Source organism: Pedobacter caeni (genome assembly GCF_900129215.1).
Taxonomy (GTDB): domain Bacteria; phylum Bacteroidota; class Bacteroidia; order Sphingobacteriales; family Sphingobacteriaceae; genus Pedobacter; species Pedobacter caeni.
Genome location: NZ_FQUQ01000002.1, coordinates 1644311 through 1660712, shown reverse-complemented (window position 1 = coordinate 1660712; position 16402 = coordinate 1644311). Strand labels below are relative to the sequence as shown.

Sequence of the window (16402 nt, the reverse complement as noted above, 5' to 3'; positions counted from 1 at the left end):
AAGTACTTAGGTTTCTCACAGTTCAGTCAACAACTCAATAAGATAGAATGGCCTGAAGACTTAAATCAAATAATCGCATGGAAGAATATCTAAACAAAATACATTCCGTTTCAACACCTTGTTATAAGTACATTTAAAATAACCCTAAAACACTTCTTAGATAAAAAGAAATTACCTCGCTATACATATAGGTGCTGTTCATCCGTATAATATGTCTTTATGCCCAATATAACTTTCATTTTAATAGTCCATCTGGTTGGACTATCCTTTTTATCCGGATTGTGAATCATCAACAAATCAGCCCCTGCTTCAATAAATTTCCAAGAGGTTATCTTTCTTGCTTCTTTGATGGCATCTAATAAAACATACTTAATTGTTTTATGGAGTACTTTTATCCTATCCAAAGGAATTTTACCTGCTATAGAAAAAGGTGAGATTTCTGCATACCAAAGAATTTCATCAGCATAAGCATCTCCGATTCCTCTAATCAATCTCTGATCCGTCAAAACGTATTTAATTTCTTCTGAACGATTAGTAAATAGATCGACTAAGTACTCAACAGTAATATCCTTACTCAACACATCCGGAACGGCCGTATGTATAGGGTTCAAACGAAACTTACACAAATGCTGAATATCTTTAACAGATAGAATTTGCCCTCCACTAAAATAAAAATCCATTAAACCAGCTTTATCTTCCTGATCTAATGCAACCACAAACAATTCTGCAGAAGCCGATAAACACATTTCCAGAACAGCATGATTCCTAAATTGAAAGTACAGAGAAAGACCTTCACGCCATACTTTTTTTAAATCTTTTCCAATCAAACTATCCGTCAGCTCCGTAATCGAAACATTTATATATTTCTTATGCGGAATATCCAGCCTTAGCAGCACCCTATTTTTGAACTTCCGCTCAAACATTTCGGCACAAACTTCTAAATAAGGTAATTCTAACATAATCTGATCAGGTACTTGATGGACATTGAACATAAAGGTACAGCGACCTGGAAGATTCTCTTCCATCTTTGAACAATTCAGTATTGATCTAAATCAATTTTAAGTCAATACCTATCATAACTTATAGAGAACTTCAAAGAGTCTTCAGATTTTAACACCATATTTATATCATGAAGTTTCTAATTGTTGAAGACGAAGAAAGCTTAAGAAAAAGTATTGATCAGTATCTGACGGCTGAAGGAAATATTTGTGATCATGCTGCTACTTATGAGCAAGGTTATCAAAAGTTATCGATTTATGATTATGACTGTATTCTGCTGGACTTAACCCTCCCCGATGGAGAAGGGCTTCAGCTATTAAAGTATCTTAAAAAGATTAATAAAACAGATGGTGTGCTAATCATTTCTGCACGCAATTCTCTGGATCAGAAAATTGAAGGCCTGAGCCTTGGTGCGGATGATTACCTGATCAAACCATTCCACCTGTCTGAGCTTTATGCAAGGATACAATCTATCGTAAGGCGCCGGCATTTCAACGGAAACACCATCATCCATTTCAATGAAATAGAAATTGACACCGCCGCAAAGGAAACTAAGGTAAATGGAAAAACGGTATACCTGACCAGAAAAGAATTTGATTTGCTTTTGTATTTCATAGCCAATAAAAATAAGGTTATTTCTAAAGCAGCTGCAGTAGAGCACATTTGGGGTGATGATGCAGACATGGCCGACAGCTTTGACTTCATCTATACCCACATTAAAAATGTAAGAAAAAAACTAACAGATTCCGGTTGCAAGGACTACTTTCAATCTGTTTACGGAGTTGGTTATAAATTTGCAGATGTATGAAATTATTCAGCAGCTATAACAGGATCTTGTCTATCATTACACTCACAGGACTACTGGTAATAGGATTTCTTTTTTATCAAACGCTCGGACAATACCTCAACAAACAGATTGATGACCATCTTTTCGAGGAACTCCTCGAAGTAGAGGACTTTACGCACGTTAAAAATATTCTTCCATCTCCAGACGGTTTTGATGATGTCATTGTTGAATATAAAAAAATACACCAGGTAACGAATAAACGCAGGTTATTTGCAGACACCAATTTCTATAACCCTAAAAAGAAACACACGGAATCTGCAAGATACCTGAAAACAGAACTCAACTTAAACGGACAGCCCTACCAGGTCATGATCATTGCTTCGAAATTTGAACGGCAAGAACAAATTAAAAGCATTATCCTCATCATTTTACTACCGGTAATTATTTTATTATTGATCTTGTGGCTGGTCAATAGAATACTCATCAAAAGGATGTGGTTACCGTTCCGCGAATTGTTATCCAACATCAAAGCATTCAACATTAACCAGGAAAAAGTCTTCGAGCCTATTCAAACCAATATTGAAGAATTCAAGGAATTGAACAAAGCCGTTCTGGATGTATCGTTAAAGGTCAAATCAGATTACAGGGAGATCAAACTATTTACCGAAAATGCATCCCATGAGATGATGACACCACTTGCAGTCATCAACTCCAAACTCGACACCATGCTGCAATCCAATACCCTTGGTAAAGAAGAAAGTGAAATTCTGGCCGATCTGTATAAAGCCACTTCGAAACTGACTAAATTAAACCAATCACTCCTGCTCCTGGTGAAGATTGACAACAATCAACTTCAGGATAAGGAAAAGATCGACCTAAAGGCACTAATTGAGGAGAAGCTTAATTATTTCCAGGAATTCATCCAAAAAAGAAGCCTGCAAGTACAAACCAATATGAGCCCCTTTTCCATCTCTGCAAACCGTTCCTTAATGGAAATATTGATTAACAACCTGCTCAGTAATGCGATCAGGCACAATTACGACGGGGGTTCAATTCAGATTACATTAACAAAGGATAACCTTATATTTTCCAACACCAGCGCCCAATCCGCACTACACCCTGGAAAGATCTTTGAAAGGTTTTATAAAGACAATACATCTGAAGGAACAGGGCTTGGGCTGGCCATTTTAAAACAGGTATGCCTCAGACAAAACTATAAACTAAGTTATGGTTATGAGCAGGGCTACCACCAATTTAAGATCAACTTTGACGGTCCTGAAAATGAAATCAGATGACAATCCTTTAACATTTTTTAACGGGTAACTTCATAATGTCTTCAGAATTCGTCTTGATCTTAGACTCATTATTTGATTTGATGAACTAATCGTAGACGAAAAAGTTCATCAGTTATAAAGAACAGGATGAAACTACTACTGATCACATTATTATCCCTACTTCCAGGCAAATTAATCTGGACAAACAACTTTGCGCGGGCGCAGCAAGAAGCGAAAGCTAATCATCAATACATTCTAGTTAATTTCTCCGGCTCGGATTGGTGTGGCCCATGCATCCGTTTAAAAAAGGAAATCCTCGAATCGGAAGTTTTTGAAACTTATGCCAAAGACCATTTGGTATTGGTACGTGCTGATTTTCCTCGTCAAAAGAAAAATCAGCTTCCCTCTGAACAAGTTAAACTGAATGAGGCGCTGGCAGAAAAATATAACCCGAATGGCAAATTTCCCTATACCCTACTGGTAGATGAAAACGGAAAAGTTCTGAAGTCATGGGACGGCTACCCCAATGAAAGTCCTGAAAAATTTGTTCAGCAAATTACCAGTATGGAATCCGGTAAATAATTAAAGGTATGGCAAACACAGCTTACAACCGGGTATTAAAACTTATGGGCAACCGTTTTGAGTTCACCGTCATTGCGGAGAATGAATCTATCGGCGAAAAAGCAATTGACGCAGCCGTAACAGAGGTTAAAAGGATTGAAGACTTGCTCAGCACGTTCAAAGACAGCAGTCAGACCAGCCTGATCAATAAATATGCTGGTATAGAAGCAGTCAAAGTGGATCAGGAAGTGATTGAACTTATCGGGCGTGCAGCAAAGATATCTGACATTACCCAGGGTGCCTTTGACATTAGCTACGGCTCTATTGATAAAAGCCTCTGGAATTTTGATGTGAATATGACTTCCCTTCCTGATTTTGAAACAGCGTTGCAATCCGTAAGCCTCATCAATTATCAGAATGTAATTATAGACCCTGAAAAATCTACTGTAATGCTAAAACATAAGGGTATGCGCATCGGATTCGGTGGTATCGGAAAAGGCTATGCTGCAGATAAGGCCAAACAAGTATTACAAGGTATCGGAATCGAACATGGAATTGTAAATGCCGCAGGAGACCTGGTTACCTGGGGAAACCAATCGGCCGGCAAGCCCTGGACTATTGGTATTGCTGACCCCGACCAAAGCGACCGTCCATTCTCAGCACTCAACATTAGCAATATGGCCATTGCGACATCTGGCAATTATGAAAAATACGCTACAATCAATGGTCGCAGGTACTCACACACTATTGACCCGAAGGCTGGTTTACCCGTTAGTGGAATAAAAAGTGTAAGCATCATTTGCCCAAGTGCCGAGCTCGCCGATGCCCTGGCGACCCCCGTAATCGTTATGGGCGTACAGGTAGGCCTTGACATGATCAACCAACTGCGACAAGTAGCCTGCATCATCATAGATGACCATGACTGCTTGTATACTTCCAACAATATTAATGTAAAACAATGATATGAAAACTTCCATTCCAATATCAGTGCTGCTAGGCACAGGATTTTTTATCCTTAGCCTGCTTAGCGCATGCGCAACAGTCAAACCCTATCAAAAAAACAAACTCAACGATGCTGAAATGGCTTTATCATCGCGAACGGTTCAGAAATTTGAACAGAGTTTCCAACTATACAGGGAAGGTGCTTCCGGGGCCAATGGTGGCAAAAGTGGTGGTGGTTGCGGCTGTAACTAACTGAAATCATGAGAAAGATTTATCTGCATGTACTCATGCTGTTCCTCGGTGTTTTAGGTGCCCATGGACAAATTAAAATTAAAACCAATCCTGCCGATACCAGCAACTACCAAAGCAGAAAGCTTAAGATTGACGAAATTAACCTGGTATCGGCCTATTACCATCAAACTGGTAACAATTCAGCTGTTACTGGCGGTATTGGAACAGAGAAACTATCAGATTTTGCCAATACCATTGATCTGCAATTGTCTAAATACAACAAAGCAGGTAACAAAAACACTTTTTTGTTTGAACTGGGCGTAGACCATTACACTTCGGCTTCGTCGGATAAGATAGATCCAAGTACGATTTCTTCCGCATCCATGGCCGATACGCGCGTGTACCCATCTTTAAACTGGACACATAGTAATGAAAAAACAGGTAATGCTTTCGGATTTACGGGCTCTTTTTCAACTGAATATGACTATCAGTCATTAGGCGCAGGCTTTAACCTCACCCGGTTATCAAAAGATAAAAATACCCAGTTTGATTTTAAACTGCAGGCATTTTTAGATACCTGGAAAGTTATTTTACCTATTGAACTGAGATCCGCAGCAAGTCTTGGTAATGGCCACGAATCCAGAAGTGAAGGCTCCAGCCCACGAAATTCATTCAGCGCGTCATTGGCGCTTTCGCAAGTGATTAATCAAAAACTACAAGCGCAACTTATCATTGAACCTGCTTATCAAAAAGGCTTACTGGCCACCAAATATCAACGTGATTATTTTACAGATGGTTCTTTAAGAGCAGAAACCCTACCTGATCAACGTTACAAATTGCCTATCGCTGCAAGGCTCAACTATTTTGCCACAGATCAGGTGATTGTGCGGACGTACTACCGGTATTTCATGGATAACTGGGGCATCAGGGCACACACAGCGGAAATAGAAGTTCCGGTGAAACTGACCTCGTTTATCTCCCTCAGTCCTTTTTATCGCTACAATAAACAGACCGGAACCAAATATTTTGCACCTTATGGACAGCATGATCCAGCAGCTCAATATTTCACCAGCGATTATGATCTCTCTACATTAAATAGTGATTTCTATGGCGCCGGTATCCGGCTTGCACCACCACATGGTGTATTCGGCTGGCAGCACTTAAATATGTTAGAACTGAGATACGGGCATTACAGCAGATCTACCGGTTTGGTTTCGAACATCATTACTTTAAATCTAAAAGTAAAATAATGGAAATCCTTAACCTCAACAAATAGAAGACATGATCAGGAAAGTACTACTAATTTTCGCCATGCTGATGCTCGTGGTACAGCTCTTCAGACCGGGAAGAAATATCTCTACCTCAGCTTCGCCAAATGCAATTGAAGCAAACTATAAAGTTCCAAAAGAAATTGGGGTGCTTCTTCGAAGAAGCTGTTACGATTGCCATTCCAATAACACGATCTACCCCTGGTATAGTAATATCCAACCGTTTTCATGGTGGCTGCAAAGCCATGTCAATGATGGCAAAGAAGAACTAAACTTTGATCAATTCAACAGTTATAATATTAAAAAGAAAAAGCACAAGCTGGATGAAATAGTTGAAGTGATTGAAAAGGATGAAATGCCTTTAAGTTCCTACACATTAGTTCATAGGAAAGCGGTGCTTTCCGCTCCGGACAAAGACAAAATCATTGCCTGGGCAAAGGGACTTAATAACGCCATTAATTAATGTCATTAGAAAAGCAAAATATCATGGAACTAGAGGAGCATTACACGAATAGAAGCGGTTGGTTAAGGGCTGCAGTTTTAGGTGCAAATGATGGCATTCTTTCTACAACCAGTTTAGCCATTGGCATTGCAGCAGCCAGTACCACGCGTGAGCCTGTAGTTCTTGCTGCGCTAGCCGGGCTGGTAGCAGGGGCACTGTCTATGGCTGCAGGGGAATATGTTTCCGTAAGCTCACAATCTGATATTGAAATTGCCGATCTGACAAGAGAAAAACAGGAATTGGAAAATATGCCTGAAATTGAGCTGAAAGAGCTGGCTAAACTTTACCAGCAAAGAGGCCTTGAAGAAAACCTGGCTATGCAGGTTGCTAAACAGCTCACTGCCCATGATGCTTTGGGGGCACATGCCAAGGATGAATTGGGCATCAACGAAATCACACAGGCAAAACCAATGCAAGCTGCTCTGGCCTCAGCGGGCTCATTTATCACGGGAGGCATGCTCCCAATGCTGGTTTCCATCTTTGCTCCCTTAAACTTAATGGTCATTTACCAATATGGTTTTTCGATTATATTTTTAGCCGTATCCGCGATTGTAGCTGCAAAGGCCGGCGGATCAAATATTGGCAAAGCTGTTGTCAGAATTTGCTTCTGGGGAACCGCAGCCATGTTAATGACTGCTGCTGTGGGCTATTTTTTTGGTATTAAAACAGCGTAGAATTTCTATTCTATCCTTTTTTCTGCTTATAATCTTCGTCATCTAAAATGATGATCTCCATCATGCTTTTAGTCAAATGGATACGCGATTTTTAAGGTATCTATCCTAAACACATGTCTTTAAGCAACTTTAATATTCAGGGATTATCAAAGCAGGAAGTCACCGCGTCAAGATCAAAAGATGGCTACAACCGCTTAACCTACAAAAAAGAAAATGGTCTTTTAGATGCCATTAAAAACCTGGCTAAAGAACCTATGGTCATCTTGCTAATGGTCGCCGCAGTGATCTATACGATTAGTGGTAAACCTGGTGATGCCATTTTTCTGGCATCTGCCGTTGTTTTAGTATCAGCCATCTCACTTTATCAAGACTCCAGAAGCCGGAATGCACTTGAAAAGTTAAAAACGTACAGTCAACCAAATTGTAAAGTGATCAGAGATGGTCAGGTTGAGGAAATTAAAAGTGAAGAAATAGTCATTGGTGACCGCTTAATAGTTGAAGAAGGCACTTCCATCACCGCTGACGGCAGTATCATTCATTCCAATGACTTCTCGGTTGATGAGTCTATACTGACCGGGGAATCTCTTTCTGTATGTAAAGACAAGAACAGCGACGATCACCAGGTTTTCCAGGGTACAACAGTTGCAAGTGGGCTGGCTATCGCAACGATTACTGCGATTGGCAATGAAACCAAATTAGGGAAAATTGGCAAGAGCCTGGAAGCGATCAAAGAAGAAAAAACTCCACTCGAAAAACAGATTAACAATTTCATAAAAAAAATGGTGATTGCAGGTGCAGTCATTTTTTGCATTGTATGGGTCATTAATTACTTCAATTCCTTCAATTTATTAGATAGTCTTTTAAAAGCACTAACCCTTGCAATGAGTATTTTACCTGAAGAAATACCTGTTGCTTTTACCACTTTTATGGCATTGGGCGCATGGAGGATGATGCAAATGGGCGTTGTTGTCAAACAGATGAAAACGGTGGAAACACTCGGTAGCGCAACAGTGATCTGTACAGACAAAACAGGAACAATCACAGAGAACAAGATGAGTCTTGCTAAACTTTACCTCTTATCTTCCGATAAAATAATAGCTCCTGATCACGACCTTGACGATACGGCAAAAGCCCTGATTCGAATGGGCATGTGGGCCAGTGAACCTATACCGTTCGATCCGATGGAAGTCGCCCTCCACGATTCTTATACTAAAACCACCTTTCAGGATGAACGGCAGCAGTATAAAATGATTCATGAGTATCCTTTGGGGGGAAAGCCTCCCATGATGACCCACTTATTCGAGGAAAAAGATGGCCTACGTATCATTGCAGCAAAGGGTGCTCCTGAGGCCTTAATTGCAGTATCAGAACTTGACAATACAGAAAAAGAAAAGATCGTCGCTGCCATCAACCTGCTTGCATCCGCGGGATACCGCCTACTGGCTGTGGGCAACGCTGATTTTAAAGGAGCAGCATTCCCAGATCAGCAGCAAAAATTCAAGTTTAAATTTATTGGCATTGTAGCTTTTTATGATCCGCCAAAGCAACATATTGAGAAAGTATTAAATGATTTCTACCAGGCTGGAATTAATGTTAAAATCGTTACCGGTGATAATGCAGCAACGACCATTGCCATTGCCAGACAAATTGGATTCAGGGGATTTGAAAAAAGCATAACTGGTGAGCAGCTCATGAAACTGTCGGATAAGGAACTTCAGCAAGCTGTATTGGAAACCAATATATTTTCCAGGATGTTCCCGGACGCGAAGTTGAAAATTATTAATGCATTAAAATCAAGGAACGAAATCGTTGCAATGACCGGTGATGGTGTTAACGATGGTCCTGCATTAAAGGCAGCCCATATAGGAATTGCTATGGGGAAAAGAGGAACAGAAATAGCAAAACAAGCAGCTTCACTGATTTTATTGGATGATGACCTCGCCCGAATGGTAGATGCTATAGCAATGGGAAGAAGAATATATGCCAATTTGAAGAAAGCAATTCAATATATTATTTCCATTCACATCCCTATCATATTAACGGTTTTCGTTCCCTTAGCATTGGGTTGGATTTACCCCAATATCTTCTCACCTATTCACATTATTTTTCTTGAACTTGTAATGGGCCCAACCTGTTCTATCATTTATGAGAATGAACCAATAGAAAAAAACACCATGCTTCAAAAACCGCGTCCTTTTTCTACCACATTTTTCAACCGGAAAGAATTAACCACAAGCATCATCCAGGGATTAATGATCACCGCAGGAACCTTGATAACCTATCAATTTGCCGTTCAAAATGGCTATAGTGAACAACTTACAAGGGCCATGGTATTTACCTGTTTAATAGCTGCAAATATATTGCTCACGCTGGTCAACCGATCTTTCTATTACTCACTGTTCACCACTATAAAGTATAAAAACAACCTGGTATTCCTCATTATCATTGCAACTGTTCTTATTTCGGGCGCTATACTCTACGCCAAACCATTAACTGCATTCTTTGGATTTCAGCGGATGAACTTAATGCAGTTGTCTCTTAGTATAGGAATCGGGTTTTTATCCGTAATCTGGTATGAACTTGTAAAATGGAAAAAAAGGCTGATAAATATCACCTCCATCGATGATTTCTTACGGTAAATCACTTTGATTTAGCGAATAGATTTGCATGTGATTAAATTCTATTCCCTTCTTTACTGCCTCATTCCGGACGATCGTCCTTAAAAAGGTCTCTATTAGAACATACTGAATTAGAATACGCCGATAAAAAAGGCAGGAACCATTAGTACAAAATTTAGATAATGAATTTATTAGAAAAAAACTTATTAAAGTTAGGTCCTCTGGGGGAACATGCTCATTATGCACATGGATATTTCGCCTATCCAAAATTAGAAGGTGAGTTAGGCAATCAAATGTTTTTTAATGGCAAACAGAAACTGGTTTGGAGTTTGAATAATTACCTGGGTCTTGCCAACTGTACTGAGGTAAGGAAAGCAGATGAAGAAGGTGCGAGACAATACGGACTTGCTTATCCTATGGGTGCGAGAATGATGACGGGTAATACCATTCTTCATGAAATGTTGGAAGAGAAACTTTCTTCTTTCGTAAATAAAGAGGATACATTTTTACTTAACTACGGATATCAGGGTATGTTATCGATCATTGACAGCTTGCTGGATCGTCAAGATGTTGTTGTATATGATTCAGAATCACATGCCTGTATAATAGACGGTCTAAGGTTGCATATTGGAAAACGTTTCGTTTATAAGCATAATGACATTCAAGATTTTGAGAAACAACTCATCAGGGCTCAAAAACTGACTGATGTGAGTAAAGGAGGGATACTTGTTATTACCGAAGGTGTATTTGGTATGCGCGGAGATACTGGAAAATTAAAAGAAATCAGCGCCTTTAAAAAGCAATATGATTTCACCTTTCTCGTCGATGATGCCCATGGTATTGGTGTTATGGGAGCAACTGGAGCAGGGACTGGCGAAGCTCAGGGTATTCAGGATGAGATTGATCTGTATTTTGCCACTTTTGCAAAATCTTTTGCTGCGATTGGCGCCTTTGTTTCCGGAAAAAAAGAAATTATACAATACTTAAAATATAACATGCGTTCCCAAATTTATGCCAAAGCATTACCGATGCCGCTGGTATTTGGTCTGCACCAACGGCTTAGCTTGATTAAAGGAAAACCAGAACTTAGAAGTCAGCTGTGGGAGATTACCAGACAACTGCAAAAAGGACTTAAAGAAGCAGGCCTTGAAATTGGCAATACTCAATCTCCTGTTACACCAGTTTACTTAAATGGCTCAATTGATCAGGCAACAGCATTGGTAAGGGATCTTAGAGAAACACATGATATATTTTGTTCTTTGGTCGTTTATCCGGTAGTTCCAAAAGGAATGATCATTCTAAGGTTAATTCCGACGGCTAATCATACTAAAGAGGAAGTTGACCGGACTGTGATCGTATTTAAGCAAATCAAGCTTAATCTAACTGCTGGAAAATACGACAATCAACTTCAACTGTCTTAGGAAAACACTCATTTACAACAAATAGATCAGTTTATGATAAATGGAGAAAAACACTCACTAGCGTATTTAGGCATTAAGAGCAACAGAACTGTCCATTGGAATATTTCTACATTTGACTTGATCAGCAATGCGGTCCTTGATCTTCAATGCGAACTCACTTCATCAGGAGCATTGGCCTGCAATACGGGTAAATTTACCGGACGATCACCAAAGGACAAATATATTGTAGCAGATGATCTGACCGAAAAAACCATATGGTGGGGAGAAATAAACCATAAGTTTTCTATACAATCTTTTGACAATCTTTATAAGAAAGTCTCAGTTTATTTATCAAACCGGGAAGTTTATGTTAGGGATGTCTTTGCATGTGCCGCTAAAGACTACAGACTTAAAATAAGGGTTGTAACAGAACATGCCTCTCAAAGCCTTTTTGCTTACAATCTTTTTTTAAGACCGAATACTCAGGAATTATCAAAATTCGCTGAGGATTGGGTAATATTATCTGCACCTGGTTTTAATGCTAGTCCCACAGAGGACGACATCAGATCTGAAAATTTCACGGTTATCAATTTTAAGAAAAAAATCATTCTAATTGGTGGTACTGCCTACAGTGGCGAACTTAAAAAAGCGGTATTTACCGTTCTAAACTACATCTTACCGCAAGAAAGAAATGTATTACCGATGCATTGCAGCGCAAATATCGGTAAACAGGGAGATACAGCCATTTTCTTTGGATTATCAGGGACAGGAAAGACGACACTTTCAGCTGATCCTGCAAGGAGGTTAATTGGCGATGATGAACATGGCTGGGATGCCAATTCTGTTTTTAATTTAGAGGGTGGATGTTATGCAAAGTGCGTCAATTTAAGTCATGAAAAGGAACCACAAATATTTAATGCCATTAAATTTGGAACTTTGCTGGAGAATGTTTGCTTTTACCCACAAGGTCAGATCGTAAATTATGCTGACACCTCAATAACCGAAAATACAAGAGCAGCTTATCCTATCGATTTCATGGAGAATATAGTTGAACCTTCTATTGGAAAACCACCTGAAAATATATTTTTTCTGACTGCAGATGCTTTTGGTGTGCTACCACCAATTTCAAAATTAAATGTTCGTCAGGCGATGTATCATTTCATTTCTGGATATACGTCAAAAGTTGCGGGAACGGAAATTGGGATTCAGGAACCACAGATTACTTTTTCAGCGTGCTTTGGAAAACCATTTTTACCATTGCATCCAGTACGATACGCTTCAATGTTGGGTGAAAAGCTTAAAAGTGCAGCTATAAAAGTATGGTTGATCAACACAGGATGGACTGCCGGGAGTTACGGGACTGGCGAACGTATTAAATTGGAGTATACCAGAGCAATGGTTACTGCTGCCTTAAATGGTCAGTTAGACTACGTCGATTTTCAAAAACACAAGCTATTCGAGGTGGAAATGCCAGTGAGCTGCCCAGGAGTTCCTACAGAGATGCTAAACCCTAAAAATACCTGGGCTGATAAAAAAGAATATGAGATAACAGCTAAAAATTTAGCTGATGAATTTGCGAAAAACTTTAAAAAGTATAAAGAATATTAAACATACAAATGCACATTGATTCCCTTAATCTAGTATACTTTGATAAAGATACCAGCTTCGACTATTTATATCCAAAGCGCATTCAAAACCTTTCAGAAAGACATTGGACTCCCTTAGAAATAGCTAAAAAATCCAGTGAATATCTGTCAGCACCAAATTCAAAAGTTCTAGATATTGGAAGTGGAGTAGGCAAATTTTGCATCACAGCAGGTTTCTTTGAGCCTGAAACTCTGTTTTATGGAGTTGAGCAACGTAAGGATTTATTTAATTTAGCCGAATCGGTAAAAAACACTTTGGATCTGCCAAATGTAAAATTCATACACAATAATATAACGAATCTTGATTTTGAGCTATTTGATTCTTTTTATTTTTTCAATTCCTTTTATGAAAACATCATGCCAGATCTGGGTATTGATCATAAGGTTGCAGCAAATTCAGAATTATATAGCCATTATACAAACTATGTTTATCAACAGTTAGATCAGATGCCATCAGGCACCAGGTTGGTTACGTACCATGGGTCAATAAAACAGATTCCTTCAAGTTATAAGCTTATTGACAATACCCACCATTTCGCACTTAAGATGTGGATGAGGGAATAGAAATTCAAGCTGAATAACCTTACATCGGATAAAGGTAAAATATATTAAATATACCTACTCATAGGTATTTGCGTTACTTTGCTGATCAGCGATTTTTACATCTAATTAAGCAAACTTAAAATGAAAAAAATCCTGACAATTATTGTACTCCTGTTTATGGTGCAGGTAGCCAATGCTCAATCGCATATTTCGAAAAGTGAATACGCCCGTTATAATTGCAGATTTGCACCTAAAGGTTCTAACAATGCAGAGGGAAAGTTGATGTGTCCTGCCTGTGAAAAAGAAAATGACGATGCCAGAAAAAAGAAAATCGCTGATGACAAAGCGGCTGATGAAGCCAGTAAAATAAAAAACGAAAAGCTGAGGGCCGAAAATGCAATTGCCTTTAAAAAGAAACAGGCTGAAAATGCGGCTAAGAATAAGGTAACGGAGGTCTATGTGAACATGGCCAAAACGCCTGTAGCTGACAGCAAGAAGCCAGAACCACCTGTAAAAAAAGGACCAGTTAAACTGGGTAAAGATATACAACTCTACGCCGGTTGGGGAATGGGTATGTTTACCCACAATGGTCGGACAAATTTCTTTTTAAACGAGAATAAGGATACGGTATTAAAAAATAACAACTATTTAGAGGCTTATGCCGTAATGGGCGAAAACAAGAATAATTTTCCTAAGAACATAGGTATAGTGCTTTTAAAGGAAACCAATAAAATATCAAACGGAAGAGAGCAGAATGTTGCCGATATCGTAGACCTTAAAGGGAAAAGGTATTTTAACGACAATACCATTAGTACCATTTTCCACCTGGCAGATGATTATTTTGTCGTGTGCAAGAGCCCAACTCTTCCTGAATGGCGTTCTTATGGAAACAATTATACCGGTTACGAAAATGTTGAAATTTATAACCTGAAAACCAAGAAAAGTATAACATTAAATAAAGATCAAGGACGGTTTGTAAGTATATCCATCTATGTTGGCGGCCGAAAAATGGGCGAACCTGGCCTTGAACCCTTTCTTTCGCGTGTATATATCAATTATGATGAGGATGTGTATTGTCTTAATGCCAATAGAGAAATGGTAGTAAAAAAAATACTAAAAGCAGATAGGTAATTGGGTTAACTTTGTCTATCATCAGTAATAAAAAGAAAAACCATCTCCCCCCCTCCCTCATGTTTAGACTATTTAAAAGAAAGTAAAAGAGTCGGAAACCTTCCAAAACTACGATCAGGAATATGACTTTACCTGGCTTGATATAGGTGCAGAGAATCCGTTTAATAAGCGGATCCTCGATATCAGAAGTTTCACACAACATATGCTTTCTTTCACTAAAGAGGAACACCTGGCTGGGTTATTCAATAAGCAAAGGCACAGCATTGGACGAGAATTGATTGACATTAAAATATCCGGAAGTAAAACTATTAATGTCAACCTCGTTTATCCACATAACGGATCAAAAATCGAAGGGGCTGCTTATAAAGCAAAATGTATGGAAGATAAATGGGATATTTACGGATGGAACAACATTATCTATCTCACCAGAAGTTGGACTGGTGAAGTTGTTTATAAGGCATTTATTAATGTTACCGACACTAGTTTTGAAATCCAAAAAATAGAATACAGCCCCGATGAGATTTCCCTTTTGATCTTTCAGTCCCCACAACCCGTTTTCCTCAAAAATCTCCACATCAGAGGTAGCCTCAGAATGATCAAAAACTCCCCATCCATAATCAAAATCAGGGTGGTTAAGAAACTCCTTAAAATTTTCGAATCCAGGTGCACTATCCCTTGAGAACAACGATAATTTTAAATGCCCGGGATCTGCTGAGTCCATAGCCTTAGTGATTACCAAATTGTTATTCTGAATATCTTCAAGCAAATCTGTTGCCTGTTCATGATGGCTTTCAGTGTTCGTATTGAATACATCCCAGGCATCTAAGTTGAAATAATCCTGATCCAGCTTAACCAAATAGTCGAAAATACGCGCTTTTGCAATTGTGAATTCTTCCGGCCTCTCGATCAGCTCACTCTGGTGTTTTTCAATAAAGTTATAAAACCTTTTAAGATTTTCTATCCCTGTCTCGGCGGGATAAAAAAGACCAGAATTCTTTCCAGGAGTATGGATGTTATAGTTGTTCCCTCCGATCAGCCCTTCCCCTACTAGTAATGGGTGTAAAAAGACAGGAAGCCCATACCCGATCTCGACCATCATCAGATCCTCATCAGCAGCTTCTCCTGGATAGTTAACATGATATAAATAGATTCTATGAGACATCAGCGACGCATTATTTCAAGTCAAAAAAACTTACCTTTTCCAAATATTTAACAGACAATACCCTATATTTTTTCTTAGGTAGTTTAAATACCCCTGTCATCCAAAGACTTTCCACCGTATCCGAACCTGTAGTAACAGGGTAAGGTATTGACACCAGGGAGATGCAAAGCGTATCTTTCCGGACATGCTGCTCGGAAACAATGTCAGAATAGAGCTTATTTGAAGGAGGGTGGGTAACAAGAAATGTAAAGTAATGATTAAAATCAACAGTAGCAGTACTATCCGTACCGCCTCTCTTATCATACGAATATTGCACGATATTTAGCAAGCTGTCTTTACTTAACACAGGAAAAAAAACTACATTATCATAAAGAGGGACTCCATTCTTTGCCACAAGTGAATCCGGATCGACCAGCACCTCCGCACTCTGCAAATGGTTTTTACGCGCAGCATTTATACTGGAATTGTTATACATCTTCAGGAAAGCAGAACCCATGCTTTCTTTATAAGGTGAAATACCACCGACAATGCGAAAAGACAAGGGCACTTCGATTTTTTCTACCTTTTCCTTTTTCGGTTTACAGGAGGTAATCAGAACAACTAAAACTAAGGGGATACAAAACTTGGATACTTTCATGTCTGTGAATCTTATATAAGATTGATT

16 protein-coding genes are annotated in these 16402 nt (G+C 39.0%); 13 read left to right on the top strand and 3 right to left on the bottom strand.

Annotated elements, in window-relative coordinates; all coding sequences use genetic code 11:
• Positions 1-179: 179 nt before the first annotated feature.
• Positions 180-1025 (bottom strand): DNA-formamidopyrimidine glycosylase family protein, encoded by an 846-nt coding sequence (locus tag BUC20_RS14455; protein ID WP_084528875.1) that lies wholly within the window; start codon positions 1023-1025, stop codon positions 180-182.
• Positions 1026-1129: 104 nt separating this feature from the next.
• Between BUC20_RS14455 and BUC20_RS14450 the strand changes: the two genes are divergently transcribed.
• The 13 genes from BUC20_RS14450 to BUC20_RS14390 all read left to right on the top strand — a co-directional run bounded on the left by BUC20_RS14450 (position 1130) and on the right by BUC20_RS14390 (position 14576).
• Positions 1130-1807, top strand: coding sequence for a response regulator transcription factor (locus BUC20_RS14450; RefSeq protein WP_073231687.1), 678 nt, complete (start codon positions 1130-1132; stop codon positions 1805-1807).
• The gene (locus BUC20_RS14445; RefSeq protein ID WP_073231686.1) at positions 1804-3081 is read left to right on the top strand and encodes a sensor histidine kinase; all 1278 of its coding nucleotides are present in this window, start codon (positions 1804-1806) and stop codon (positions 3079-3081) included. The genes BUC20_RS14450 and BUC20_RS14445 overlap by 4 nt, the downstream gene beginning before the upstream one ends.
• Before the next feature lie 126 nt (positions 3082-3207).
• Entirely contained in the window at positions 3208-3642 is a 435-nt protein-coding gene (locus BUC20_RS14440) for a thioredoxin family protein (protein WP_073231685.1), read from the top strand.
• A gap of 8 nt (positions 3643-3650) precedes the next feature.
• On the top strand, positions 3651-4583 hold the full coding sequence (locus tag BUC20_RS14435) for an FAD:protein FMN transferase (protein ID WP_073231684.1): 933 nt from the start codon (positions 3651-3653) through the stop codon (positions 4581-4583).
• Position 4584: 1 nt separating this feature from the next.
• On the top strand, positions 4585-4815 hold the full coding sequence (locus tag BUC20_RS14430; protein WP_073231683.1) for a DUF4266 domain-containing protein: 231 nt from the start codon (positions 4585-4587) through the stop codon (positions 4813-4815).
• A gap of 8 nt (positions 4816-4823) precedes the next feature.
• Complete coding sequence (locus BUC20_RS14425) at positions 4824-6044, top strand: DUF3570 domain-containing protein (protein ID WP_073231682.1); 1221 nt, start codon at positions 4824-4826, stop codon at positions 6042-6044.
• Between the two features lie 31 nt (positions 6045-6075).
• Entirely contained in the window at positions 6076-6525 is a 450-nt protein-coding gene (locus BUC20_RS14420; RefSeq protein ID WP_073231681.1) for a heme-binding domain-containing protein, read from the top strand.
• Between the two features lie 23 nt (positions 6526-6548).
• On the top strand, positions 6549-7238 hold the full coding sequence (locus BUC20_RS14415; RefSeq protein WP_073231853.1) for a VIT1/CCC1 transporter family protein: 690 nt from the start codon (positions 6549-6551) through the stop codon (positions 7236-7238).
• Between the two features lie 113 nt (positions 7239-7351).
• Positions 7352-9877, top strand: a complete 2526-nt coding sequence (locus tag BUC20_RS14410) for a cation-translocating P-type ATPase (protein WP_073231680.1) — start codon at positions 7352-7354, stop codon at positions 9875-9877.
• A gap of 161 nt (positions 9878-10038) precedes the next feature.
• Positions 10039-11277: an aminotransferase class I/II-fold pyridoxal phosphate-dependent enzyme gene (locus BUC20_RS14405; protein WP_073231679.1), complete on the top strand. Its 1239-nt coding sequence runs from the start codon at positions 10039-10041 to the stop codon at positions 11275-11277.
• Positions 11278-11310: 33 nt separating this feature from the next.
• The gene (gene pckA / locus BUC20_RS14400; RefSeq protein ID WP_073231678.1) at positions 11311-12864 is read left to right on the top strand and encodes a phosphoenolpyruvate carboxykinase (ATP); all 1554 of its coding nucleotides are present in this window, start codon (positions 11311-11313) and stop codon (positions 12862-12864) included.
• Positions 12865-12872: 8 nt separating this feature from the next.
• Positions 12873-13466: a class I SAM-dependent methyltransferase gene (locus BUC20_RS14395; protein WP_073231677.1), complete on the top strand. Its 594-nt coding sequence runs from the start codon at positions 12873-12875 to the stop codon at positions 13464-13466.
• A 120-nt stretch (positions 13467-13586) separates the two neighbouring features.
• Positions 13587-14576, top strand: a complete 990-nt coding sequence (locus tag BUC20_RS14390; RefSeq protein WP_073231676.1) for a cell envelope integrity TolA family protein — start codon at positions 13587-13589, stop codon at positions 14574-14576.
• A gap of 340 nt (positions 14577-14916) precedes the next feature.
• Here the strand turns inward: BUC20_RS14390 and BUC20_RS14385 are convergent, their stop codons facing one another.
• Together BUC20_RS14385 and BUC20_RS14380 are read right to left on the bottom strand one after the other, a co-directional pair.
• Positions 14917-15675: a hypothetical protein gene (locus BUC20_RS14385; protein WP_143166800.1), complete on the bottom strand. Its 759-nt coding sequence runs from the start codon at positions 15673-15675 to the stop codon at positions 14917-14919.
• A 73-nt stretch (positions 15676-15748) separates the two neighbouring features.
• Positions 15749-16375: a hypothetical protein gene (locus BUC20_RS14380; protein ID WP_073231674.1), complete on the bottom strand. Its 627-nt coding sequence runs from the start codon at positions 16373-16375 to the stop codon at positions 15749-15751.
• Positions 16376-16402: the final 27 nt, after the last annotated feature.